The organism is Listeria welshimeri serovar 6b str. SLCC5334 (assembly GCF_000060285.1).
Lineage (GTDB): Bacteria > Bacillota > Bacilli > Lactobacillales > Listeriaceae > Listeria > Listeria welshimeri.
The window spans coordinates 2,760,432-2,785,537 of sequence record NC_008555.1 but is presented as its reverse complement, the minus strand read 5'-3'; the positions used below and the strand labels follow the sequence as shown (position 1 = coordinate 2,785,537).

The following is a 25,106-nucleotide window of genomic DNA, read 5'->3' as shown; positions in this document are numbered from 1 at the left end:
CTTTTTCATTCTTACTTTAAGCTAATCCTCCGTTGGTAAAAATTATTTGTCCGTTAACCCAGCGTGCTGGTCCCGCTAAAAAAGCAACGGTTTCTGCTATATCACTAGGTTGTCCTAGACGTTCAAGCGGCACTGCATTTGCTAAACTTTCAATTGTTTTATCATCTTTGCCAGATAAAAATAAAGGTGTAGCAGTTGGACCAGGTGCGACTGTGTTAACGGTAATATCTTTTCCGCGAAGTTCGCGCGCCAAAATTAATGTGAGCGATTCAACCGCGGCTTTACTAGCAACATAAGCCCCGTATGCAGGAAAATTAGTTCGGGTTACTGATGTGGAAAAATTGATAATCGCACCTCCTTTTCGAACTCTAAGGGCAGCATGTTTGGAAACAACAAAAGTTCCGCGGACATTAGTTCTTTGAATAAGGTCAAAATCTTCCATATCCAAACTAGTAATGAGACTTAGTTTCATAATACCAGCAGTATTAATAACGACATCAACCCCACCAAAATGAGCCTCAATAACGTCAAACGCGCTAATCATTTGATTTTCATCTGCGACATCACCACCAACACTAATCGCTTTGCCACCAGAGGCTACTAGAGTTTCAACAAGTGTATCTGCTTTTGTTTTATTTCCTGCATAATGAACAGCAACCGCATAATCTTGTTCAATTAATTTCTCGACAACTGCTTTACCAATGCCACCAGATCCCCCTAAAATAAATGCAACACGCTTATTTGTCATAAATTATTCGCTCCTTCAAATGCAAATTAGTTACTTTTTTTGATTTAAGTAACTTTATATATGGAAGTATACTCCTTTTGGTTACTTTGTCAAGGATTTGTAACTTTTGTTTTTTCATGTATAATTAAAAGTAGAGAATGAAGGAAATAGAGGGATAAAAATGGCTAGATTATCACAAGAAATTATTCTAGATATGGCAGAAAAAATCATTTATGAAAAAGGTATGGAGAAAACAACCCTTTATGATATTGCAGGAAACTTAAATGTCACGCATGCAGCGCTATATAAACATTATCGAAACAAGGAAGATTTATTTCAGAAATTGGCGCTACGTTGGTTAGAGGAAACGTCACGTGAAATTTTCGCTTGGACAAAAAAAGCGGATAAATCACCTAATGACGACCTTCACGATTGGTTGTGGCTTTTGGCAGAAACGAAGAAAAAGCTATTTGATAATGACCGAAAAATGTTCTTGCTGTATACAGATTATATTGAACAAAACAGCGAGCTTGTAACGAATCATTTAGAACATTTAGCGCAAAAAGCTGAAGAAATTAGTGGGCGAGCAAACCAAGGAGCGGCAATTATTACCGCATTTGTTTATTTTCATAATCCTTATTTTGCTCATCGTTGGAGTCGCGCAGGTCATGCAGAATTGTTTGAAGAAGTGTGGTCACTTTTTAAATGAAAAAGAGAGGATTGTGTTACATGACGGAAAAAACAACTTTTGCTAAACAGATATTACATTTTAACGAAACACTTTCACAGTATCCGCTTAGTCTTCCAACGGGATATAGCTTAATTAATCCGTTTGAAGGTGATCAAAAAACATTAGTAAGAAAAATAACGGCAAATTTCTATCAAAAATACTATAATGATAAAAAACCGCGCAGAATAATCCTAGGGAGCTCACCAGCTCGGCGAGGATCAGCTGTGACAGGAGTTCCTTTTGAAGATGCCAAACACCTTCAAAGTGAAACGGGTATTTTTATTGATAAATTTTATATAAATCAATCTTCATCAGGTTTTTTGTATGATGTAATGGAAGCATATGGAGGTTGTGAACCATTTTATACTGATTTTTATATGAATTTTGTTTGTCCGCTTGGTATTGTTAGAACCAACGCTAAAGGAAATGAAGTCAATTGTAATTATTATGAAAACAAAAAATTACAAGCAGCATTAACCTCTTTTATTTTAAAATCATTACATAGCCAATTAGATTTTGGAATAGATAGATCAGTATGTTACTGCATTGGAAGCGGAGAAAATTATGATTTTTTATCCAAAATAAATAAAGAGTATCAGCTTTTTGAAACAATTATACCTTTAGAACACCCACGTTTTATTACCCAATATAATTCGAAAAATAAAGATATGTATTTGGAAAAATATCTTCGGGCTTTGCGACGTGAATGATTAGACCATATAAAAAGAACTTCTCCGTCAAAAGAAGTTCTTTTTATTTTATTCCTCGCCTTTAAACCCAAGTTTTATCAATTTCTCTGTATCCTTAAATCGGTTTTCGGCGGTATCTGAATTTAAGACTATGGAAATTACACGTTTTCCATTTTGTTTTGCTGTACCAATAAAGCAGTAGCCGGCCTCATCTGTAAATCCAGTTTTTAAGCCGTCTAAACCAGGGATGGTACCTATTAAATCATTGGTAGATTCAATTTTAGCACCTTTTTCCGTTATAATACTTGATTTGGAAGTTGTGTCTAGCACTTCAGGATAAGTGGAAATTAATTCAGAAGATAACTTGTATAAGTCCTTTGTAGTAGAAACCGACCTTTCTCCATCAACATCAAGTCCACTGGCGCTTACAAATTCTGTTTTGTTAGATAAGCCGAGTTTTTTCGCTTCTTTATTCATTTTTTTAGGGAAGTCAGCTCCATCTAACCGATTACCAAGTGTTTCAGCAGCATCGTTGGCAGACATAACAAGCATTGCACTATATAAATCTCTTACAGACCATGTCCTTTTCTTTGTAATTGCATAAAGTGAAACAGCTGAAGGATCATCTAGTCGAATTAAATCAAGTTTTTCATCCCAAGATAATTCGCCTTTTTTCACAGCCTCTAGTACTAAGAAAGTTGTCATTAATTTTGTGATACTTGCTATTGGCATTACTTTATCCGAATTTTTTTCAGATATAGCTTTTTTATCATTCATTGAATAGACTGCTGCTGCGTCTGCTGATACGTTTAAATTTGTTTGATTGTCAGAGCAAGCGGAGAGTAGCAATGTTCCTATTAGTAGCAACCAAGTTAGTTTGCGTAATTTCATTTTGTTCTCCTCCTTTTAGTATTAAATTTAGTATACATGATAAAAATGGAGTTAAATTCAAGTAAATATAAGGATTAGTTAAAGGTTTAACTTGAAAATTTAGGTTTTCTTAACCAGTAGAGATAAAACTATTGTTATTCACATGTGGATAAGTTAAAATGATAGGGATGAATTTTTATTAATGGTTTTTCTGTGGATATGTTAATAAGTCTATGGATAACCTTCAAAATACTAACAATTTAATTGCTTTGGTCAAAGCGGAGCGTAAGTTGTTGATAATGCACAAAATCATGTGCCAAAATTTATTCAATATAGGATAAAGCTTATTTGGGCTGAAATTCTAATGAGAAAGGATGAGTAAAGAATGGAATTTGATACTATTGCTGCAATCTCAACACCGCCGGGAGAAGGGGCCATTGCTATTATTAGATTAAGCGGTCCAGAGGCGATTCAGATAGCGGATCGTATTTTTTATGCCAAAAAGAACTTAAGTGAAGCGGAAAGTCACACTATTCACTATGGTCATATAAAAGAAGACGGCGAAGTAATTGAGGAAGTAATGGTCACTGTTATGCGTGCTCCGCGTACTTTTACAAGAGAAGATGTTGTAGAAATAAACGCTCATGGTGGTATCGTATCAGTGAATCGCGTGTTGCAACTATTACTTCGAAATGGCGCCAATTTAGCTGAACCAGGTGAATTCACAAAGCGGGCATTTTTAAATGGAAGAATTGATTTATCGCAAGCAGAGGCTGTGATGGATTTAATTCGCGCCAAGACAGACCGGGCGATGGGCGTTGCAATTAGACAAATGGACGGGAATCTTTCACGATTGATTCGCAATTTGCGCCAAGAAATATTGGATGCACTAGCGCAAGTCGAAGTGAATATTGACTATCCAGAATACGACGACGTGGAGGAAATGACCCAGCGAATGTTACTAGAAAAAACGGAGCTAGTTCGAGCTTCCGTTGAGCAGCTTTTACAAACAGCAAGCCAAGGGAAAATTCTTCGTGAAGGTCTTGCAACAGCTATTATCGGGCGACCAAATGTTGGGAAATCGTCCTTACTTAACCAACTAATTCAAGAAGAAAAAGCAATCGTCACAGATATTGCTGGGACAACGCGAGATATTATAGAAGAATATGTCAATGTCCGCGGCGTACCACTGCGTCTAATCGATACAGCTGGAATTCGCGAAACAGAAGATATTGTGGAAAAAATTGGTGTAGAACGTTCAAGAAAAGCCTTGGCGGATGCTGATTTTATTCTTTTAGTATTAAATCAAAACGAAGAGTTGACAGTAGAAGATGAAGCGTTATTTGAAGCAGCTGCGGGTCATAATTATGTGGTCGTTTTAAATAAAACAGATTTGGAAACAAAACTTGATATAAATAAAGTGCGTGAACTTGCGGGGGAAAACCCGATTGTTTCCACTTCTCTAGTAAATGATGAAGGTTTAGAGGCTTTAGAAGAAGCAATTAAAACATTGTTTTTTGCCGGTGATATTGATGCTGGGGATGCAACTTATGTATCGAACGTCCGACATATTGCACTTCTTCATCAAGCCTTAGAAGCATTAAACGCAGTTACAACTGGAATTCAGCTGGGTATGCCAGTGGATATTGTCCAGATTGATATGACTCGTGCATGGGATTTACTAGGTGAAATTACTGGTGATTCTGTTCAGGACGAATTGCTCGATCAGTTGTTTAATCAATTTTGCCTTGGAAAATGATTTTTTAGGAGATGTTTTTATAAAATGCAAACCTATGATGCAGGAACTTTTGACGTCATCGTTGTTGGTGCAGGCCATGCGGGTGTAGAAGCAGGGCTTGCCAGTGGCCGGATGGGCGCCAAAACGCTGATGTTAACGATAAATTTAGATATGGTCGCTTTTATGCCATGTAATCCTTCTGTTGGAGGACCAGCAAAAGGCGTAGTTGTGCGAGAAATCGACGCACTCGGCGGGGAAATGGGTCGCAACACGGATAAAACGTACATTCAAATGCGGATGTTAAATACAGGTAAAGGCCCCGCTGTTCGCGCATTGCGTGCTCAAGCTGATAAATGGGATTATCAACATGAAATGAAACATACGATTGAAAAAGAAGAAAATATCACTTTACGCCAAGGACTTGTTGACCATTTAGTTATTGAAGATGGCGTGTGTAAAGGTGTTATTACTAATAGTGGTGCAATTTATTATGCGAAAACAGTCGTTATTACTACAGGGACTTTCTCGCGCGGCGAAATCATTGTCGGCGAACTGCGCTATTCAAGTGGTCCAAATAACCAACAGCCTTCTGTTAAACTATCTGAGCACTTGGAAGAACTAGGTTTTGAACTACGCCGTTTTAAAACTGGAACACCACCACGAGTGAAATCAAGTACAATCGACTATTCAAAAACAGAAGAACAACCAGGAGACGATCATCCGCGGGCATTTAGCTTTGATACGGTAGATATGATGCTCGATCAACTACCGTGTTGGTTAACCTATACAAACGAAACAACCCACGAAATAATCCAAGCGAATTTGCACCGTTCACCAATGTTTACAGCAACCAAAAAAGGAACTGGCGCAAGATATTGTCCGTCAATTGAAGATAAAATTGTTCGTTTCAGCGACAAACCAAGGCATCAAATCTTCCTTGAACCAGAGGGCAAGAATACCGAAGAAGTTTATGTCCAAGGCCTTTCCACTAGTTTGCCAGAAGAAGTGCAACGCGAAATGTTAAGAACTATTCCAGGACTTGAAAATGTTGAAATGATGCGGGTTGGCTATGCTATCGAATATGACGCAGTGATGCCCGATCAATTATGGCCGTCACTTGAAACTAAATTAGTCGAAGGTCTTTTCACAGCCGGCCAAATTAATGGTACAAGTGGTTACGAAGAAGCAGCTGGCCAAGGTCTAATGGCAGGAATTAATGCCGCACGAAAAGTTTTTGATAAAGAGCCAATTATTCTCGGTCGTGATCAAGCTTATATTGGTGTTTTGATTGACGATTTAGTAACAAAAGGAACAGAAGAACCTTATCGCTTGCTAACATCTCGTGCTGAATACCGTTTATTACTACGTCATGATAATGCAGATTTGCGTTTAACTGAAATCGGTCACGAGATTGGACTAATTAGCGACGAACGTTATGAACGCTTTTTAGCTAAACAAAGTGCAATTGAAGCTGAAAAAGAACGACTGCAAAAAACACGTATTAAACCAACTGCTGAAGTTCAAGCCATGCTAAAAGAAATCGGTTCAGGTGAGCTGAAAGACGGAATTCTAGCAGCAGATCTACTTCGCCGTCCAGAAATAACCTACGATAAAATCGCCCAAATTGTTTCACGTGAAACATTTATAACCGATGAAATCGCTGAACAAGTAGAAATCCAAGTAAAATATGAAGGCTATATTCAAAAATCTAACCTTCAAGTAGAAAAAATGAAACGTATGGAAGACAAAAAAATCCCAGAAAACATCGATTATGATGCTATTAGCGGACTCGCAACCGAAGCATTAGAAAAATTAAAGAAAATCGAACCACTTTCTATCGCCCAAGCTAGCCGTATTAGCGGGGTAAACCCAGCAGATATATCTATATTACTTGTTTATATTGAACAAGGTAAAATCGCGAAGATAAGTAAATAAGAACACGGATTACTATAATAACTAAAACCACATGTTCACGAAAACTTCAAACTTAACAATTGAGTTTGAAGTTTTCGTTGAATAATGTGGTTTTTTCTTGTCTTTAATTAAGGTAGAATGGAATTACATATAATACATAGAGCAGAGGTGAAGAGTTGAAAAAGAGATGGATAATACTAGGAATTACAGTATTGACTATTTTGGGCTTAGGGATAAAATTCTATATGGATGAAGAAAAATTAAACGAAGAAATGAGGAAGGTTGTTTATAGTGAAGAAACGAAACAAGTTTTTGAAAAGAGGCTGACAAACTTGGATGCAAAAGCATTCACGAAAGCAGGTATAATTCAATCATATGAAATTAACAAAGAAAGTATAGAGAGAAGTCCAATGGGTGGAATCAATGTAACTTTAATTATAAATAAGGATTTAGAGTGGTATATTACCTATACTTTGGGAAAATATAATGGCAAATTAGATGGTGGGGGTGCTAGTATCTCTAAGGAACTTACAAAGAAATTAAATCTTAAGGGGAGTTAAGATAGTCCAACCAATACTAACTAAGAAATTAAACAAAAGTTAAAAGATTGAAAAAAGAGAAAGTGAAAATTTCTAACATGTGATAAAATAGACCTACAAATAAAAAGTCATACAACAGAGGTGAAGAGTTGAAAAAGAGGTGGATAATAGTACTAGGAATTACAGTAATAACCTTTTTGGGTTTAGGGGTGAAATTCTATATGGATGAGAAGAAAATAAATGAAGAAATGATGAATGTAGTATTTAGTGATGAAGCGAAACGAGTTTTTGAAAATGGACTGAAAAATTTGGATGCTAAAGCATTAACTGGGAAGGGTGTAATTAACTCATATGAAATAGACAAGAAAAGTATTAAACAAAACCCTATGGGAGGAATAGACGTTACTCTATATGTTAATGAAAATCCAGAGTTATATGTTTTTTTTACATTGAATAATACTGATGATAAAAAAATGATTGATGATGGTGGTGGGAATTCTGCGAAATTAGAGATGCTACTGGAGGGGAAATGATTTAATGCATAATAACTATACTGATAAACAAAGGTTAGATATAGCTAAGCAGCAATATAATTCCTATAATGAGGCAGATCCAGTGAAAATTGGAGAAAGTAAGAAGTCAATAGGAATCGTATCTAAAATCAACAACAAATCAACCGGAGAACAATCCTACATCATCACAGATAAATACACACCACCCACAGCTTCCATCAGTGCAAGAAACCAAGTGAAAGAACTAACAATTCTTTACAAAGGTTCAACAGCTCCTTCTAAGGCCAATATCATGGACACGAAGCATCCTGAATTTAAAGATGTAAGGAATGACTGGCTGGATAACGATATTCCAACCGCAATCCAAATTACAAATGGCGGAGGTCCCACAGTAACGTTTCAATTAAAGTCCTCCGCAGAAACTTTAAAGCAAGCAATGAGACTCTACCCAAATGCTCAAGTTTATGTTTATGGTCATTCCCTAGGATCCATGAATGCTCAATATGCTATTGCAGATTTAGATAAAAAAGATATTAATCGCATTAGTGGTGGTTTCTTCTACCAAGGGCCCAATATCTACTCAAATCTAACACCAAAACAACAAGACACCGTAAAAGCAATAAACGCTTTAGACAGACTATTTAATTTCGTTGATAGGAAGGATTATGTGCCAATCGGTTATGGTATCGGAGACCCAACAATTGGTCATTTAATAGAGATTGAATCTACAAAAGCTGGTATGGTTGAGCAGCATATGTGGGGTGGTTATCAATTCAACAAAGACGGAAGCATTCTAACAGATAAAGAAGGAAGCTTGCGGCTAGCCAAATATGCAACAGCTCAACAATTAGCAGCAATTGACATCATGCGAACCAGTTTCTCAAAAAGTGGTGGTTCTTTGACTTCATCGGAAGAAATATTCTTAGATGCAGCAGAAGGACTAGCAATTACACAGGGGATGAAACAAACAATCCAAGGTGAAATAAAAGACTTAAAAGAAATGTTTGATAAAGCGATTGAGAATGCCGAAGACTTGTGGCGGGATACACTTTCAGATGCAAGGGACATTGGTTCGAAGCTGTCTGAATCAGAAATACTCACGGCACTTGCATATGGCAGCGCAACAGAATCGAAAATTGTGATAGAGACAGTGCAAGACTGCGAAAAATCCTTAGTCGAAGCAACCAAAATAGAACAAGAATATGATAAATTATTAGAACAAATCAACGAAGCCATAAAAAGCCAAGTGAAAACCGACCAAGAATTAGCCAAACAGATAGGGAGCATGTATGGATAAACAAAGACAGCTACTGCTAAAACTAGAAAATTTGGACGATGAGTTTAATAGAAAAAGACGACAATTGGACGAAGCGATGGACGATGCATCCCAAGAAAAATGGCGTTTTAATCAAGAACTTGAAAATCTTTCTGAACAAATCAGATATATCTATCAAAAAAGAGATTATGACGCATCAGAAGATTTACCAAAAGCCAACCATTTAATCAGTTCTATCCAAGAAGAGGGCGAATGGGCGGTAAAAAACGCGCTAACAAACTTAGAAAATGAGTACGAAGAACATCAAACCCTTTATAACAAGCAAGTGACTGCTTATGAAGAAGAACTACATCAGCTGAAAAAGGAATGTGATGAGTAAGATGATAGATAAATTAAGAGCGGATTTATTAGAGTCACGAAAAAATCTAGAAAGAAACCTTATATGGATGTTTGTAGCCAGCCAAAGTCATACAACATCAGAAAATCGTAAGCGAATGTTAAAAATGATGAAGCGGGATAAAATAGCAGACATAAAAAGCAATTGCTCGAGTTATATAGATGGCCTTTCTACTACTGCAAAAGGCAAATGGGTTACAAAAGCCAAAGAAAGCTTTAAAGAAAGCGCCCAAAAGCTCGATAATTGTTAAACAATCTACACAATACGAGCTTGCTAAATAGCAAGAAAATATTTATACTTGAACTTAAATATAGAAAATCAACGGTATAAGCCTGTTTAAAAGTATAAACTGAATTTCTCCGCACCATAAACCTGGGCCAATCGTAAAAATAAAGTGAGGAACAAACATGAATCCAGAACAATTCAAAACGGCGCTTGCTGAAAAAGGAATAGAATTAAGTGCCACGCAAATGAAACAATTCCATGATTATTTTGAAATGTTAGTAGAATGGAATGAAAAAATGAATTTAACAGCTATTACAGATGAAAAAGAAGTGTATTTAAAGCATTTCTACGACTCCATTTCGGCCACTTTTTATGTAGACTTTACTTCATTCGATTCCATTTGTGATGTTGGTGCTGGCGCTGGTTTCCCAAGCATTCCAATAAAAATCTGTTTTCCACATTTAAAAGTAAGTATCGTGGACTCTCTGAAAAAACGTATGACTTTCTTAGATGCGCTGGCAGAAAAATTAGGCTTAACAGATGTTCATTTTTATCATGATCGGGCGGAAACATTTGGTCAAAACAAAGCGCACCGTGAAAAATATGACCTCGTAACCGCACGTGCAGTAGCAAGAATGAGCGTATTAGCCGAGCTTTGCATACCACTTGTGAAAAAAGGCGGATCTTTCCTAGTGATGAAAGCAGCTCAAGCCGAACAAGAACTACAAATAGCCGAAAAAGCCATTAAACTATTTGGCGGAAAAGTCGTTGATCATTTTTCTTTCTTATTACCAGTAGAAGAAAGCGAACGAAATATCTATGTCATCAATAAAACAAAAGAAACACCAAACAAATACCCACGAAAACCTGGAACACCAAACAAATTACCAATCGAATAAATAATGAAAAGTCCTTTCTATCTATAGAAACTCCAGATATCCTTTAAACTTTCTGGAATCACTATATACCAGAAAGGACTTTTGATAATATACAATTTCTTAAGGAGGATCTTTTATGAATAATTCTGTGAAAGAAAAAATAAAAGGCGGGCTAGTAGTTTCTTGTCAGGCCTTATCTAACGAGCCACTTCACAGCTCGTTTATCATGTCAAAAATGGCTCTAGCTGCGGTTCAGAGTGGTGCGGTTGGAATTCGAGCAAATACAACAAAAGATATCAAGGCTATTGAAGAACAAGTTGATGTTCCGATAATAGGTATTTTTAAAAATGAATATGAAGGCTCAGAGGTGTTTATCACACCAACTTATAAAGAAGTCAAAGAAATTTGTGAATCTGGCGCTCAAATTGTGGCTATGGATGCGACAACAAGGTTAAGACCACATGGTGAAAAGTTAGATGAAATTATAAAAACAGTGAGAAAAGAATTTCCAAATATTCTTTTAATGGCTGACACAAGTAGCTTGGAAGATGTAAAATACGCTGATGCGCTAGGTTTTGATTTTATTGGCACAACACTCTATGGATATACCGAAGCAACTACAGGGAAAAATATTAGTGATAATCAATTTGCTTATTTAAAAGAAGTTTTAAAAAGCACCACCACACCGATTATTGCAGAAGGAAAAATTGATACACCTGAAAAAGCGAGAGAAGTACTTGCTTTAGGTTGTTATTCAGTTGTTGTAGGTGGTGCGATAACTAGACCTCAAGAAATTACAAAACGTTTTATTAATGAAATGAAAAAAGACCATTTAGGTAAAAGTTAATTAGTAAGTAATTTTGGGGATTTTTTATTAAACTAAAGAATAAACGTGTTTTTCTCTGACATTTCTGCTAAAATAGTTTAAGAGACTTGCGGATAGTAGCATATATTCAGAAGCGCCCAAGATTTTCCGGAAAGGAAGGACCCAGATGCCTTTTTCACGTTTATTTGGAAAAAAAGAGAAGAATCAAATGGATGATATAGTAGAAGAAGGAGTACAACGTGTACTAGAACTTCCTATGGATAAAATTTTCCCGAATCAATTCCAACCACGGACAGTATTTGATCAAGATAAGATTGATGAACTTGCTCGTACTATCCGAATTCACGGTGTTATTCAACCGATAGTGGTTAGAGAAATGGAGCCGGATTATTATGAAATCATTGCGGGAGAGCGTCGTTTCCGTGCAGTTCTTTCTTTGGAATTGGAAAAAATCCCAGCAATTATTCAGAATTTAGATGATGAAGAAGTAGCTGCGATTGCGTTAATTGAAAACTTACAACGGGAAGAATTAACCCCAATTGAAGAAGCGAAAGCATATCGGAGCTTATTAGATATGCAAGATGTAACACAAGAAGCACTTGCGCAGCGTGTTGGAAAAAGTCAATCTGCTATCGCGAACAAATTGCGTCTTTTAAAATTACCAGAAGCTGTCCAACAAGCCGTGCTTAATAAACAAATTTCTGAGCGTCATGCTCGTTCATTATTAGCTCTAGAAACTGAAGCAACGCAAGTGGACCTTTTAGCAGAAATAGAAGAAAATCACTGGAACGTTAAACAGACAGAAGCAAGAATTCAAGAAATTTTAGGTGTGAAAAAACCTACAACTACTAAAAAAACGAAACCAAAACGCCAAGCAATTAGTCGCGATGTACGTATTGCTATGAACACGATTAAACAGTCGGTAACTATGGTCAAGGATAACGGAATGGACTTAGATTTTAAAGAAGAAGAAACAGATGATTTTTATCAAATTACCATTCAAATTCCTAAAAAGAAATAAAGAGGTGTAGCAGTGAGGTTTTTGAAGATAATTGGTCATGCAATAGGTATCATCAGCTCTTTTATGGTGTTACCGTCGCTTGCGATTGCTATTACTAGCGCAATCATGAGTTTCAATCCAATATATATTACTTACTTTTTCACCAGTCCTTATCTGCGAGCTGTGGCTGTAGCAGAAGAATCTGGTTGGGGAAGTGGCTTCAACATTTTACTAACAAATTACGGTGCCTATATCATTGCATTTGCTTATACTTTTTTTGCAATAGTGAAGATTTATGGGTGGTATCAAATCGCTAAAGAAGCTAATAAATAGTTAAGAAACCCGTTAATAGAAACGGGTTTTTATTTTTAAAACGATTGCCAACTCAATATGAGTGGAGTGTGCTTCTTTTATGTAAAATAGATAAAATAAGTGCAATTTTGAGCAGAAAAAAGTACAATAGAATTAGGTAAAGTTGTAAAGGAGGGAGTGGTTCACTCAAGTAAGAGTGGAATCACGAAACGAATGGCAAAAATCATTTTTGTGAAAGACGAACAAAATGAGTTCCAAGCGTATGATTTTTTACAAAACTTAATTGTGGAAGAGCCTCTAATGGCTACTTTAGTATTTCAAGGACTATTGCAATTAGAAACAGCAGAAACAAGAAAACTAAGTACTGGAAAGCAAATTCTCCCCGATGTACATTTGATTATCGGTAAAAGTCAGGCTTATTCTCTACAAACCAATCGTATTGAAACGACAGTTGACCAACCGATTCAAGAAATGAAAGCGCATTTTAAAGATAAAAATTGTCGTTTAATTTACTTCACTGCATTTAGTGGAGATGAAACCTATTATTGCTTTGTTAAGGGGTACTTTAAAGATAAAAATCCATTCACAGATCAAATGGGCGCCTATCGCGAAGAGGCGAAACGGCTCTTCTTGCGTCGAACCGAAGCAGAAACAAGTATTGGTAACTCGGATTATCAATTTGAAACATTGAAAAACAAAGCATTAGAAAATGAAGGTATTGCTCACTACTTAGAAAGTTTTTCAGCAAGCTTAGGGAAATATATTTTCTCTAAACGAATGGAAAAGAAATGGTCACAATTAGATTTAGCTCTTAAATCTGATTTATCACCAGTTGTTATTGGACGTTTAGAAGCAGGGGACCCAGATTTAACTCTTAGAATGTATCAGAAAGTCTGCACAGTTCTAGGAGTTAAGACCACATTTTCTGTAGATTAATGGTAGAAAAGTAATCAGCTTAGGTTGGTTGCTTTTTTTATTTAAAATTGTTTCACGTGAAACATTTCTGTTTTTTAAAATCTGATTTCCGTCCTTTTTAGGCATTCAAAACACGAATTTCAATTTATTTTTACTTTTTGTAAGACTAAATGAAAATCTTTTGGTAGAATAGAAGATAAAAGAACCGGTAATTTCGGTACAAAATAAGGGTTGGTGAAAAAGATTGAGCAAAGTGATTGCACTGGCAAACCAAAAAGGTGGGGTTGGTAAAACGACATCATCCGTTAATTTAAGCTCTAGCCTAGCTTTTTTAGGTAAAAAAGTGTTACTAGTAGATATTGACCCACAAGGAAACGCATCAAGTGGTGTTGGTGTAAATAAAGGCGAAATCGAACATTGCATTTATGATGTATTGGTTGACGATGTGGCCATTCAAGATGTGTTACAAAAAACAGATTTAGATAATCTAAATGTTATTCCGGCAACAATTCAACTTGCAGGTGCTGAAGTAGAGCTAGTTCCGGCGATTTCACGTGAAATTAGACTCAAAAAAGCAATCGACTCAATTCGTGATGATTATGATTATGTGATTATTGATTGTCCACCATCACTTGGTCTGTTGACTTTAAATGCTTTAACAGCAGCAGATTCTGTTTTAATTCCTGTTCAATGTGAGTATTATGCGTTAGAAGGCTTGAGCCAGTTATTAAATACAATAAGAATAGTTCAAAAGCATCTTAATGAAGATTTAGAAATAGAAGGTGTTTTACTAACTATGTTAGATGCTAGGACGAATTTAGGCATACAAGTAATAGAAGAAGTGAAAAAATACTTCCAAAATAAAGTATTTAATACCATTATCCCACGTAATGTACGTTTAAGTGAGGCGCCTAGTCATGGAAAACCGATTTTGTTGTATGATGCAAAATCGAAAGGTGCAGAAGTTTATTTAGAATTAGCAAAGGAAGTGGTTGCACATGGCTAAAGGTCTAGGTAAAGGAATCAATGCGTTATTCAATAATGTTGATGCGAATGAAGAAACTGTTCAAAATATCGCTATAAAAGAAATCAAGCCCAATCCATATCAACCACGTAAAATTTTTGATACGAAAGCAATCAATGAATTACGTGATTCTATTAAAATCCACGGCGTTTTACAACCAATTATTTTAAGAAATGCTAAAAAAGGATATGAAATCGTTGTAGGTGAGCGGAGATTCCGCGCAGCAAAAGAAGCTAAATTAAAAGAAATACCAGCAGTTGTGCGTGATTTAACGGAAGAAGAAATGATGGAGCTGTCTGTCATTGAAAACTTGCAACGGGAAGATTTGTCTCCGTTAGAAGAAGCTGAATCGTATCAATTCCTTATGAAAAAATTAAGTCTAACACAAGCGAAATTAGCAGAACGTGTTGGGAAAAGCAGACCTTATATTGCTAATTTTGTTCGTCTTTTGACATTGCCTGAAGAAGTTCAAGTAATGCTTCGTGATGGCTCTTTATCAGCTGGTCATGGACGAGTGTTATTAGGTTTAAAACTCAAGAAAAATATCATCCCAACTGCTAAAAAAGCTGTGGCACAAGGGTTAACAGTTCGTCAATTGGAAGACGTTGTGAACAATTTGAATGACAATGTTTCACGTGAAACAATCAAACCAGCAAGAGTTCCTATCTTTATTCGTGAAAGTGAAAGCCAATTACGTGATAAATTTGGAACAGCCGTTTCGATTAAACGTCGCGATAAAAAAGGTAAAATTGAAATTGAATTTTTATCAGATGATGATTTAGATCGTATTTTAGAGATTTTAGATATTCAGTTTGATGATGAATAGGTTGTGATGTTTATGGAAAAAAAGCATTTCGATTTAAATGATATTGTAGAAATGAAAAAGCCCCATCCATGTGGTACCAATCGTTTTAAGATCATTCGCATGGGGATGGATATTCGTATTAAGTGCGAAGGTTGCGGACATAGTGTCATGATTCCACGTCGCGAATTCGAGCGAAAAGTGAAGAAAATCTTAGTTAAGGCTGTACAAGAATAAAAACAGGCGATTATTTTCTCGCCTGTTTTTTTGTTAAGTCTATTAGTTGAAGTTTAGCTATTCCTCCTTTAGAATATAAATAGTATCATTTAATAATTATTATAAATAAAATGATATAGAATTTATATGGAGGTATTTACATATGACAGATAGAAAGAATTTAACAACGAATCAAGGTGTGCCGGTTGGTGACAACCAAAATTCGATGACTGCGGGACTTAAAGGACCAACTTTACTAGAAGATTACGTGCTAATTGAGAAGTTGGCGCATTTTGATAGAGAACGAGTGCCAGAACGAGTTGTACATGCTCGCGGTGCTGGGGCGCACGGAAAGTTTGTTACTAAAAAAAGTATGAAAAAATATACAATCGCTAATTTTTTACAAGAAGAAGGAACTGAAACAGAGGTTTTTGCTCGTTTTTCAACAGTAATTCATGGCCAACATTCTCCAGAAACATTGCGTGATCCACGTGGGTTCTCTGTTAAATTTTATACGGAAGAAGGGAATTACGACTTTGTCGGAAATAACTTGCCGGTGTTCTTTATTCGTGATGCGATTAAGTTTCCAGACGTTATTCATTCCTTGAAGCCCGATCCGCGCACGAATATTCAAGATGGTAATCGCTATTGGGATTTCTTTAGTTTATCTCCAGAAGCTACCACGATGATTATGTATTTATTTAGTGATGAAGGAACTCCGGCATCTTATCGTGAAATTCGTGGATCTAGTGTTCACGCGTTTAAATGGATTAATGAAGAAGGTAAAACTGTCTATGTAAAACTGCGCTGGATTCCAAAAGCAGGAATCGTGAACCTTTCGACAGAGCAAGCTGCGCAAATTCAGGGAAAAGAATTTAACCATGCGAGTCGTGATTTGTATGAAGCAATTGAAAACGGAGATTATCCAGAGTGGGATTTATATGTGCAAGTGCTGGATCCGAAAGACTTAGATAACTTTGATTTCAATCCACTAGACGCTACAAAAGATTGGTTTGAAGATGTATTTCCTTATGAACATGTTGGAACGATGACACTTGACCGCAATCCAGATAATATTTTTGCGGAAACAGAATCAGTTGGTTTTAATCCTGGTGTACTTGTACGCGGTATGCTGCCTTCTGAGGACCGTTTGTTGCAAGGCCGTCTGTTCTCTTACTCTGATACGCAAAGACACCGTGTGGGGCCAAACTATTTACAACTTCCAATTAACAGCCCGAAAGCACCTGTTGCGAATAACCAACGTGATGGTCAGATGCCATTTAAGCAGCAAACGAGTTCGATTAATTATGAGCCAAATAGTTATGATACAGAACCAAAAGAAAATCCAGCATTTATCGAACAAGAACAAGAAATTCGTGGCAACATCTCTGGTCGTCTGATTGCTGAAAAACCAAATAATTTTGGTCATGCAAAAGAAGTATGGGACCGCTATACAGATGCCGAACGCGCAGCACTTGTGAAAAACATTGTCGATGATTGGTCTGAAGTACGAGATGATATTAAAATCCGTAACTTACGCAACTTTTATCAAATAGAGCCAGAATTTGCTAGTCGAGTGGCTAAGGGAACTGGTATTAATCTTGAAGAACATGTAACAGATTTAAAATAAGTGAAATAAAAACGAAAATCCTTTGCTGATTAAAGGGTTTTCGTTTTTTGTGTTTCACGTGAAACATTTTTAGTTTGAAGCATTGGGAATAAGAGATTGTAGTGATATTGTTTTTTAGAGAAATACTTAGTACTATTTTAGGAAGACTTGTCGTTATGAGGGGATAGGCTTATAATCAGAGTTATATAGCTTAAATTAATTGTTGTGAGGAGTGGAGCTACGTGAGTGCTTCAAAATTATCATTGCCAAGGTGGAAACAAATAGTTCATATGCTTTATTTAAAGATGGAGTTTATTAGTGGTAGAGAACTTGGGGAAGCCTTAGCTGTTAACCCTCGGACAATTAGAAATGATATTAAAATGATTAATGAAATCCTGAAGACTGGCGGAAATCAAATTGAGTCTCTTAGTGGTGTAGGGTATCGCTTAGTTGTTAGTGATGAAAAAATACTTCGTGAAGTTCTTCTGGATAATTCAGTAGGAAGAGCTAATATGAATATTGTTCCTATGTTTGCAGAGGATAGAACAGATTACATTATTCGATATTTATTATTGAATAATGATTATGTTAAGCTGGAAAAGCTAGCAGAAGAACTTTTTGTTAGTAAGTCTACAATAAATTTAGATATTTTAGAAGTTAAGCGAAAACTAAAAGAAAATGGATTAAAAGTGGAGAAACGAGCTAGCTATGGAATTAGGATTACTGGTGTAGAAGTTGCAATTCGTTTTTGTTTTTCAAGATATTTGTTAGTAGAGTCTGCAAATCCACTTATTACTGATACAGAAAGAAATTTTTTTAGCGAAGTTAATTTGGAAATGATTGAGCAGGTTGTTATTTCTAATATAGCAAAATATAATATTCATATGACAGACATTTCGGTTAAAAATTTGATTATCCATATTGCCATTGCAGTATGTCGTGTAAAGGATAATTGTTATGTGCATGTAACGGATTTGGAAGATATTGAATTTAGTATTCCTGAATTCCGCGCGGCTCAAGATATTATAAAAGAAATCGACCTTTCAGAAGGAATTCATTTCCCAGAGAGTGAGATTTCGTATCTACTTCTACATCTTAGTTCGAAAAATAGAAAAAGTGATTTCAATAATTACCGCGAGTATATTATTGTTGATAAGATGTTAACAAAAATTAAAGAATTATATGGTTATGACTTTAAGCAAGATCAAAAGATGATTTCAAATATTGCACTGCATTTAAAACCTGCTATTAATAGAATGAAATTTAACATGAATATCCAAAACCCTTATCTAAAAAATCTAAAGTCTAATTATCCACTAGCTTTCGAACTAGGTTTGGTTGCTAAAGATGTACTTGAACAAGAGCTTAAAACAAAAGTGAATGAGGCGGAGGTTGGATATTTAGCTATTCATTTTTTATATGGCTTAGATAAAGAGGTAGTATCTGATAAACAAAAAGTATTAATAGTATGCGCTTCGGGTTTAGGAACATCACAACTTTTGGAATCTAAAGTGCGAAAAGAGTTTGAGAATGCGCTTGATATAATTGGTGTATACTCTTTTAAAGAATATGAGCAGAGCGGAACGATGTGTGATTTTGTTATCTCTACAGTACCATTACGAATGAAATTGCATCCATTCGTCCAAGTGTCGCCATTTTTAACGAAAGCAGATATTCGAAATATTACGGCTTTAATCAAGAAAGATGCAATGGAAAATCAATTTAATGTGGATAAAGTTTTTAAGGAATCATTGTTTTTAATAAGTGATAAGAAAGATAAAGAGCAAGTATTGATAGATTTAGCAAGTCTGTTACTGGAAAATAAAATTGTTGGTGCAGACTATCTACCATCACTTTTTGAGCGGGAAGAAATTGTACCGACTTATTTAGGCAATGGACTTGCGGCGCCACATCCAATAGAGGCTAATGTTCAAGAAACAGTTATCGGAGTCTGTATTTGTAGTGGTGGAGGAGTGAAGTGGAATGAGGAAGACCAAGCGCAAGTTGTTTTTATGTTAGCTGTGAAAAATCGGCAACAGCAACAGCTTGCAACAGTGTATGAGCTTATTAGCAATTTAGTAGAAAGTCCAAAAGCAATGGGAGAGCTAAAACGTGTGACTAATTTTGAAGGTTTTATGCGAGTGTTACAAACATTATAACCAAGAAACCCGTTAGACTTTTTTAAAGAAAAGTTTAATGGGCTTTTTTTATTTCCGCATGTAAAATATAGATGCGGAAAAAGACTAGATTTATTTAACAAAAAGAAAGCGCTACACTTATTGTAATATCAAAGGAGGTATAAAAATTGAAAAAATTCATCGAGAAATTAAGTTGGTTATCGCAGAAGCTTGGAAATCAAATTCATTTGAAGTCTATGCGTGATGCATTCGCTACTATCTTACCTTTTATTATGTTAGCTGGATTTATGGTTTTAATTAATAACGTTATTATTAAGCCGGATGGTTTTATGTCGGCAATCATCAGTTCCAAAACACTTACTACTTGGCAAGGGCTAGGTAACAGTATTGTGAATGGGACTTTGGGGATTATTACTATTTTAATTGGGGCGTCGGTTGCGTATTTTTTAGCGCAAAATCGGAAGTTTGAAAATCCATTTGCGCCAGCATTAATGACTATCGCACTTATTGTTATCTTCATTCCAGCGGTAACTGAGGTTGTACCGATTGGAGCAGAAAAAGCTGTAGAAGTTGGAGGAGTATTGCCGATAGCATTGATGGGTTCGGCAGGGATGTTTGTTGGGATTGTAACTGCGCTCCTTGCAACGGAAGTATTCATTCGCCTTTCTAAGAGTGAGAAAATGAAGATTCATATTTCTGGTGATAGTGTACCTCCAGCAGTAATTAAATCATTCAATGTGCTTATTCCTACAATGTTAACGATACTTATTTTTGCATTTATTTCATTTTTAGTAGTGACATTATTCAGCTTGAATTTGTATTCTTTAATTAGCGCGATTATTCAAGAACCATTAACATTCCTTGTTACAAGCGTTCCGGGATTCTTGACTTTAATGACAATTTCACAAATGCTGTATTCGATTGGGATTGCGGGCAGTGGTATTCTAGGACCCATCATGGATCCGGTTCTTTTGGCAAATATGCAAGAAAATATGACAGCATTTGCGAATCATACAGAGATTCCACATATTATTAATACTACGTTCCGTGATGTTTTTGGTGTTATGGGTGGTGGCGGAAATACAATTGCGTTATTAATAGCAATTTTTATTTGGTCAAAACGAAAAGATTATCGTGAAATAGCTACTTTATCTGCGGCTCCGGGTTTATTTAACATCAATGAGCCTGTAGTATTTGGCCTTCCGATTGTTTATAACTTAAGTTTAATGATTCCATTTATTATTTCAACACCACTTTGCTTATGTTTAGCGTATTTTGCGACAAAACTGAATATGATTTCAGAAGTAGTAGTGATGGTTCCATGGACGACACCCGTTGTTGCTTCTGGATTCCTTTCAACAGGTGGAGACTGGCGCGCTGCAGTATTCCAGATTTTCTTGATTGGCGTGTGCGTACTTCTTTACCTACCGTTCTTAAAAGCCAATGATCGAATTAAAGCTTAATTGGAGGGATTTTATATGAAAAATATTATGCTGATGTGTAATGCGGGAATGTCTACAAGTGTTTTAGTAAGAAAAATGGAACGTGTTGTAGAAGAACGTAATTTAGAATTAACTATTTGGGCTATTTCAGAAACTGATTTCGAAAAAAAATGGCGTAAAGCAGATGCAATCTTACTCGGACCCCAAGTGAATTATATGAAAGATAAAGTAATAGAAACAGTTGGTGATAAAGTATCTGTAGCAGTTATCGACATCGTGGATTATGGCCGAATGAACGGGGAGAAAGTGTTAGATTTAGCAATTAGTTTATTATAAAGTTCTTAGTTGTTTAGCAAGGAGGAGAGAGGATATGGCTATTTATTTGGATAAGAATAAACCTGTTTCGAAACGTGTAGAAGACTTACTTTCCAAGATGACTTTAGCAGAAAAATGTGGTCAGTTAAACCAAAGAATGTATGGATGGGAAGCTTTTTCAAGAGATGGCGAAACATTTCAAATCACAGAAAAATTTAAAGAAGAAGTAACTAGGTTTGAGGGTATTGGTGCTTTATATGGTCTTTTTCGAGCTGATCCATGGTCTAAAATGAATAAGGACACAGGTGTAAGTCGAAAAAATGCTGGTAAAGTAGCTAACAAAATTCAACGTTATGTGATTGAAAATACGCGCTTAGGGATTCCGGTATTATTAGCTGAGGAAGTTCCGCACGGCCACCAAGCATTAGACAGTGAGTCTTATCCAGTAAATTTAGCTCGTGCAGCTTCTTTTCATCCAGAGTTGCAAAAACAAGTTGCACATGCAATCGCTGAAGAAATTTCCGAAAAAGGAGTTCATCTAGCGCTTGCATCAGCTTTAGATATACTTCGGGATCCACGTTGGGGTCGCGCCGAAGAGTGTTATGGGGAAGATCCGTATCTTGCATCAGAATTAACAGCGGCAATTACAGATGGGTTCCAATCAGATGGGAAAATTGCAGTTATTTTAAAGCATTTTGCAGCACAAGGTGAGCCTGTTGGTGGTCATAATTCTGGACCCGTTTCTATTGGTATAAGAGAACTTAGAGAGATTTTCTTAGACCCAATACGCGCGGGAATTAGAAGTGGCGCTCTTGGTGTGATGGCAGCATATAATGAGATTGACGGAGTTCCTTGTCATGCTAATAAAGAACTATTAACAAGTATTTTGCGAGAAGAAATGGGATTTTCTGGAATCGTCATGGCGGATGGCTGTGCACTTGATAGATTATTAAAACTAAATCCCGATCCCAAAAAAGCGGCAAAAATGGCTCTTGAAGCTGGTGTGGATTTGAGTTTGTGGGATGAAGTATTTCCGTTTCTTGAAGAAAGTGTAGAAAAAAATATCCTTGATGAAAAAATTGTGGACGATGCTGTGAGAAGAGTTCTCCAAGTGAAATTCCAGTTAGGTCTATTTGAGCAACCATTTGTGGCGGAAGAAATTCAAGCACCTAAGTCTGATTGGAAGCAACTAAATTTACAAGCTGCTCGAGAAGGTATTTGCCTTTTGAAAAACGACTTTGAAACATTACCTTTAGTGGGTGAAAGAAAAAAATTGGCTGTTATAGGTCCTAGTATAAATGCGCTTTATAATCAGCTGGGGGACTATACAGCTCCGCAAAATGAATCAGAATGTGTCACTGTTTTAGAAGGAATAAAAAATTTAGTTCCCAAAAATTGGGAAGTCCTTTCTGAAAAAGGTACTGAAATTCGTGAAAAGCTGGTAGACGGTATCCAAAAAGCAGAAGAAATTGCTAGAGAATCAGATGCAATTGTAATGGTGCTAGGCGGTTCGAGTGCAAGGAATTTTAATATGGAATTTTTGAGTAATGGCGCGGTAAGCTCTAAGGGTCCAAATATGGATGCGGGTGAAAACGTTGATGTTTCTGATATCACGCTTCCACAACCACAACTAGATTTATTTTATGCAATGAAGCGCACTGGTAAACCTGTAATCGTTGTACTGATTCAAGGAAGACCAATTGCAATCCCTGAAATTAGTATTGAGGCAGATGCCATTCTTACTGCTTGGTATCCTGGAGGCATGGGAGGAAAAGCAATTGCTGAGGTTCTATTCGGGCATTACAATCCTTCAGGTAAATTACCAGTTAGCATACCTAGATCTTCTGGTCAGATTCCTATCTACTATAATCAAAAGGCAGTCGAATATAAAGAAGATTATTTTGATTTAACTGGAAAGCCACTTTATCCATTTGGTTATGGTTTAAGTTATAGTACTTTTGAATATCTAGATTTACAAATGAAACAAGATGTTATCACAATATCAGAACTCAATAATGAGCAATATGTTGAAGTGAGTGTAAACGTGAAGAATACTTCTAATTTAGCTGGAGTAGAAGTAGTGCAGCTTTACATTCATGATATAGAAGCAAGTATAACTAGAAGAAAAAAAGAACTAAAAGCTTTTAAAAAGATTCGTATTGCAGGGAATGAGACAGCTAAAGTGACATTTAAGTTAACTAAATCAACCTTTGAAATATGGTCAATTAACAATAAATATGAGGTAGAGCCCGGTGGTATAGAAATTTTCGTTGGTGGAAGTTCAGATACTAAATTAACAGGGCGAGTTTCAATCATAGGAGGTTAACAAAAATGGAAGGAATGGAACTCGCATCATTTCAAATAATCAGTTCTGTTGGTGCTGCAAGAAGTTGTATTATTGAAGCGATGAGGTTGGGGAGACAAAGAAATTTCAAAGAAGCTTATGATAAAATAGACGAAGCTAATGAATTTCTAAGCCAAAGTCATAAAAACCATGTACAGCTAATTCAAAAAGAAGCTGATGGTTCGGATGTACAAATTTCCATCCTCTTTATGCATGCGGAAGATCAATTTATGACAACTTATACATTGCGAGATGTAGCTTATGAGATGATTGCTATTTGGAAAGAAATGAAATAATAAAAACGAAAATCCTTTGCTGATTAAAGGGTTTTCGTTTTTTGGTGGGTGGCTTTTTATTTGAAAAACCTTTATAATATACGTTAGTGAAAAAATGTCTATTTGACGGGCATTTGAAAATGAAGTTAATGAAAAGGAGTTTATATATAATGGCACTTACAGCTGGTATTGTCGGGCTTCCTAATGTTGGGAAATCGACACTTTTTAATGCAATCACAAAAGCAGGAGCAGAGGCTGCGAATTATCCGTTTGCGACGATTGACCCGAACGTAGGAATTGTAGAAGTTCCTGACCACAGATTAAACAAACTAACAGAACTTGTAAAACCGAAAAAAACCGTTCCAACAACTTTTGAATTTACTGATATCGCCGGAATTGTAAAAGGTGCTAGTAAAGGCGAAGGGCTTGGAAATAAATTCTTATCCCATATCCGCCAAGTAGATGCGATTTGTCATGTTACGCGTTGTTTTGACGATGAAAACATTACCCACGTAGAAGGCCGAGTAGACCCGCTAGACGATATTTCTACAATCAACTTGGAACTAATCTTAGCTGATTTAGAAACGGTAGAGAAGCGTATTGGACGTGTTGAGAAGCTTTCTAAACAAAAAGATAAAGATGCTGTTGCTGAATATAACGTTTTAGTTAAATTACGTGATGCTTTTGAGAATGACAAGCCAGCTCGTGCGATTGAATTTAATGAAGAAGAAGAAAAAATTGTTCGCAACCTTTTCTTACTTACAAGAAAACCAGTTTTATATGTAGCGAATGTAAGTGAAGAAGATGTTTCTAGTCCGGATGATAATAAATATGTACAACAAGTGCGTGAATTCGCTGCGGCTGAAAACTCCGAAGTTATCGTTGTTTGTGCTCGTGCTGAAGAAGAAATTGCTGAACTTGAAGATGAAGATAAGCTTGAGTTTTTAGAAGCGCTTGGAATTGAAGAATCCGGTTTAGACCAATTGATTCGTTCCGCGTATACATTGCTTGGCTTAGCGACTTACTTCACAGCAGGCGTTCAAGAAGTTCGTGCTTGGACATTCATTAAAGGTATGAAAGCTCCACAATGCGCGGGAATCATTCATACGGACTTCGAACGTGGGTTCATTCGTGCCGAAGTGGTCGCATATGATGCTTTGCTTGAATATGGCTCAGAACAAGCTGCAAAAGAAGCAGGTAAAGTACGCTTAGAAGGTAAAGAATATGAAATGAAAGATGGAGACGTTGTTCATTTCCGCTTTAATGTTTAATATGTTTCACGTGAAACAATCTTTTGACACGCATAATTGTCAGGAGATTGTTTTTTTGATTTAAATAAAGTCATAAAATGTACAATTTATTTGAAAATTAAGCATGCTATACTTTATTATGA

The 25,106-nt window shown here is 36.2% G+C and carries 26 protein-coding genes; 24 read left to right on the top strand and 2 right to left on the bottom strand.

The features are described 5' to 3' along the window. Positions 1-16 precede the first annotated feature (16 nt). On the bottom strand, positions 17-748 hold the full coding sequence (locus tag LWE_RS14080) for a 3-oxoacyl-ACP reductase family protein (protein ID WP_011703440.1): 732 nt from the start codon (positions 746-748) through the stop codon (positions 17-19). Positions 749-908: 160 nt separating this feature from the next. Between LWE_RS14080 and LWE_RS14075 the strand changes: the two genes are divergently transcribed. Both LWE_RS14075 and LWE_RS14070 read left to right on the top strand, forming a co-directional pair. Then, positions 909-1,436, top strand: a complete 528-nt coding sequence (locus tag LWE_RS14075) for a TetR/AcrR family transcriptional regulator (protein ID WP_011703438.1) — start codon at positions 909-911, stop codon at positions 1,434-1,436. 20 nt (positions 1,437-1,456) lie between these two features. After that, positions 1,457-2,167: an SMUG2 DNA glycosylase family protein gene (locus LWE_RS14070; RefSeq protein ID WP_011703437.1), complete on the top strand. Its 711-nt coding sequence runs from the start codon at positions 1,457-1,459 to the stop codon at positions 2,165-2,167. Between the two features lie 48 nt (positions 2,168-2,215). On the opposite strand, the gene LWE_RS14065 is transcribed toward LWE_RS14070, so the two are convergent. After that, a complete protein-coding gene (locus LWE_RS14065) occupies positions 2,216-3,037 on the bottom strand; it encodes a D-alanyl-D-alanine carboxypeptidase PBPD2 (RefSeq protein WP_011703436.1) in 822 nt (273 codons plus the stop codon). Positions 3,038-3,401: 364 nt separating this feature from the next. Here LWE_RS14065 and mnmE point away from each other — a divergent pair, with 364 nt between their 5' ends. The 22 genes from mnmE (at position 3,402) to ychF (ending at position 24,984) form a co-directional block, all read left to right on the top strand. Then, a complete protein-coding gene (gene mnmE / locus LWE_RS14060; RefSeq protein ID WP_011703435.1) occupies positions 3,402-4,775 on the top strand; it encodes a tRNA uridine-5-carboxymethylaminomethyl(34) synthesis GTPase MnmE in 1,374 nt (457 codons plus the stop codon). 24 nt (positions 4,776-4,799) lie between these two features. Then, the gene (gene mnmG, locus LWE_RS14055; protein WP_011703434.1) at positions 4,800-6,689 is read left to right on the top strand and encodes a tRNA uridine-5-carboxymethylaminomethyl(34) synthesis enzyme MnmG; all 1,890 of its coding nucleotides are present in this window, start codon (positions 4,800-4,802) and stop codon (positions 6,687-6,689) included. Positions 6,690-6,844: 155 nt separating this feature from the next. Next, a complete protein-coding gene (locus LWE_RS14050; protein WP_011703433.1) occupies positions 6,845-7,228 on the top strand; it encodes a DUF1310 family protein in 384 nt (127 codons plus the stop codon). Between the two features lie 128 nt (positions 7,229-7,356). Next, the gene (locus LWE_RS14045) at positions 7,357-7,740 is read left to right on the top strand and encodes a DUF1310 family protein (RefSeq protein ID WP_011703432.1); all 384 of its coding nucleotides are present in this window, start codon (positions 7,357-7,359) and stop codon (positions 7,738-7,740) included. Between the two features lie 4 nt (positions 7,741-7,744). Then, positions 7,745-9,016 carry a DUF2974 domain-containing protein gene (locus tag LWE_RS14040; protein WP_011703431.1) on the top strand — a complete coding sequence of 424 codons (1,272 nt, stop codon included), beginning with the start codon at positions 7,745-7,747 and terminating at the stop codon, positions 9,014-9,016. Continuing rightward, positions 9,009-9,374: a hypothetical protein gene (locus tag LWE_RS14035; RefSeq protein ID WP_011703430.1), complete on the top strand. Its 366-nt coding sequence runs from the start codon at positions 9,009-9,011 to the stop codon at positions 9,372-9,374. The genes LWE_RS14040 and LWE_RS14035 overlap by 8 nt, the downstream gene beginning before the upstream one ends. A 1-nt stretch (position 9,375) precedes the next feature. Continuing rightward, on the top strand, positions 9,376-9,642 hold the full coding sequence (locus LWE_RS14030) for a hypothetical protein (protein WP_041176458.1): 267 nt from the start codon (positions 9,376-9,378) through the stop codon (positions 9,640-9,642). A gap of 157 nt (positions 9,643-9,799) precedes the next feature. Then, complete coding sequence (rsmG, locus tag LWE_RS14025; protein WP_011703428.1) at positions 9,800-10,516, top strand: 16S rRNA (guanine(527)-N(7))-methyltransferase RsmG; 717 nt, start codon at positions 9,800-9,802, stop codon at positions 10,514-10,516. Positions 10,517-10,631: 115 nt separating this feature from the next. Continuing rightward, a complete protein-coding gene (locus LWE_RS14020) occupies positions 10,632-11,342 on the top strand; it encodes an N-acetylmannosamine-6-phosphate 2-epimerase (protein WP_011703427.1) in 711 nt (236 codons plus the stop codon). 145 nt (positions 11,343-11,487) lie between these two features. After that, positions 11,488-12,342 carry a nucleoid occlusion protein gene (noc, locus tag LWE_RS14015; protein WP_011703426.1) on the top strand — a complete coding sequence of 285 codons (855 nt, stop codon included), beginning with the start codon at positions 11,488-11,490 and terminating at the stop codon, positions 12,340-12,342. Positions 12,343-12,354: 12 nt separating this feature from the next. Beyond that, positions 12,355-12,654, top strand: coding sequence for a hypothetical protein (locus LWE_RS14010; protein ID WP_011703425.1), 300 nt, complete (start codon positions 12,355-12,357; stop codon positions 12,652-12,654). A 192-nt stretch (positions 12,655-12,846) separates the two neighbouring features. Then, entirely contained in the window at positions 12,847-13,569 is a 723-nt protein-coding gene (locus tag LWE_RS14005) for a helix-turn-helix domain-containing protein (RefSeq protein ID WP_011703424.1), read from the top strand. 223 nt (positions 13,570-13,792) lie between these two features. Further along, positions 13,793-14,554: a ParA family protein gene (locus LWE_RS14000; RefSeq protein WP_011703423.1), complete on the top strand. Its 762-nt coding sequence runs from the start codon at positions 13,793-13,795 to the stop codon at positions 14,552-14,554. Beyond that, the gene (locus LWE_RS13995; protein ID WP_011703422.1) at positions 14,547-15,398 is read left to right on the top strand and encodes a ParB/RepB/Spo0J family partition protein; all 852 of its coding nucleotides are present in this window, start codon (positions 14,547-14,549) and stop codon (positions 15,396-15,398) included. Before LWE_RS14000 ends, LWE_RS13995 begins: the two co-directional genes overlap by 8 nt. 6 nt (positions 15,399-15,404) lie before the next feature. Beyond that, a complete protein-coding gene (locus LWE_RS13990) occupies positions 15,405-15,611 on the top strand; it encodes a DUF951 domain-containing protein (protein ID WP_011703421.1) in 207 nt (68 codons plus the stop codon). A 142-nt stretch (positions 15,612-15,753) separates the two neighbouring features. Next, a complete protein-coding gene (locus tag LWE_RS13985; RefSeq protein ID WP_011703420.1) occupies positions 15,754-17,220 on the top strand; it encodes a catalase in 1,467 nt (488 codons plus the stop codon). 221 nt (positions 17,221-17,441) lie between these two features. After that, positions 17,442-19,358, top strand: coding sequence for a BglG family transcription antiterminator (locus tag LWE_RS13980; protein WP_011703419.1), 1,917 nt, complete (start codon positions 17,442-17,444; stop codon positions 19,356-19,358). A 146-nt stretch (positions 19,359-19,504) separates the two neighbouring features. Then, on the top strand, positions 19,505-20,800 hold the full coding sequence (locus LWE_RS13975) for a PTS sugar transporter subunit IIC (protein WP_011703418.1): 1,296 nt from the start codon (positions 19,505-19,507) through the stop codon (positions 20,798-20,800). A 15-nt stretch (positions 20,801-20,815) separates the two neighbouring features. Beyond that, positions 20,816-21,115, top strand: a complete 300-nt coding sequence (locus LWE_RS13970) for a PTS sugar transporter subunit IIB (RefSeq protein WP_011703417.1) — start codon at positions 20,816-20,818, stop codon at positions 21,113-21,115. Between the two features lie 34 nt (positions 21,116-21,149). Then, positions 21,150-23,420 carry a glycoside hydrolase family 3 N-terminal domain-containing protein gene (locus LWE_RS13965; protein WP_011703416.1) on the top strand — a complete coding sequence of 757 codons (2,271 nt, stop codon included), beginning with the start codon at positions 21,150-21,152 and terminating at the stop codon, positions 23,418-23,420. A gap of 5 nt (positions 23,421-23,425) precedes the next feature. Continuing rightward, entirely contained in the window at positions 23,426-23,734 is a 309-nt protein-coding gene (locus tag LWE_RS13960) for a PTS lactose/cellobiose transporter subunit IIA (RefSeq protein ID WP_011703415.1), read from the top strand. Between the two features lie 149 nt (positions 23,735-23,883). Further along, entirely contained in the window at positions 23,884-24,984 is a 1,101-nt protein-coding gene (gene ychF / locus LWE_RS13955) for a redox-regulated ATPase YchF (protein ID WP_011703414.1), read from the top strand. The last annotated feature ends 122 nt before the right edge of the window (positions 24,985-25,106 follow it).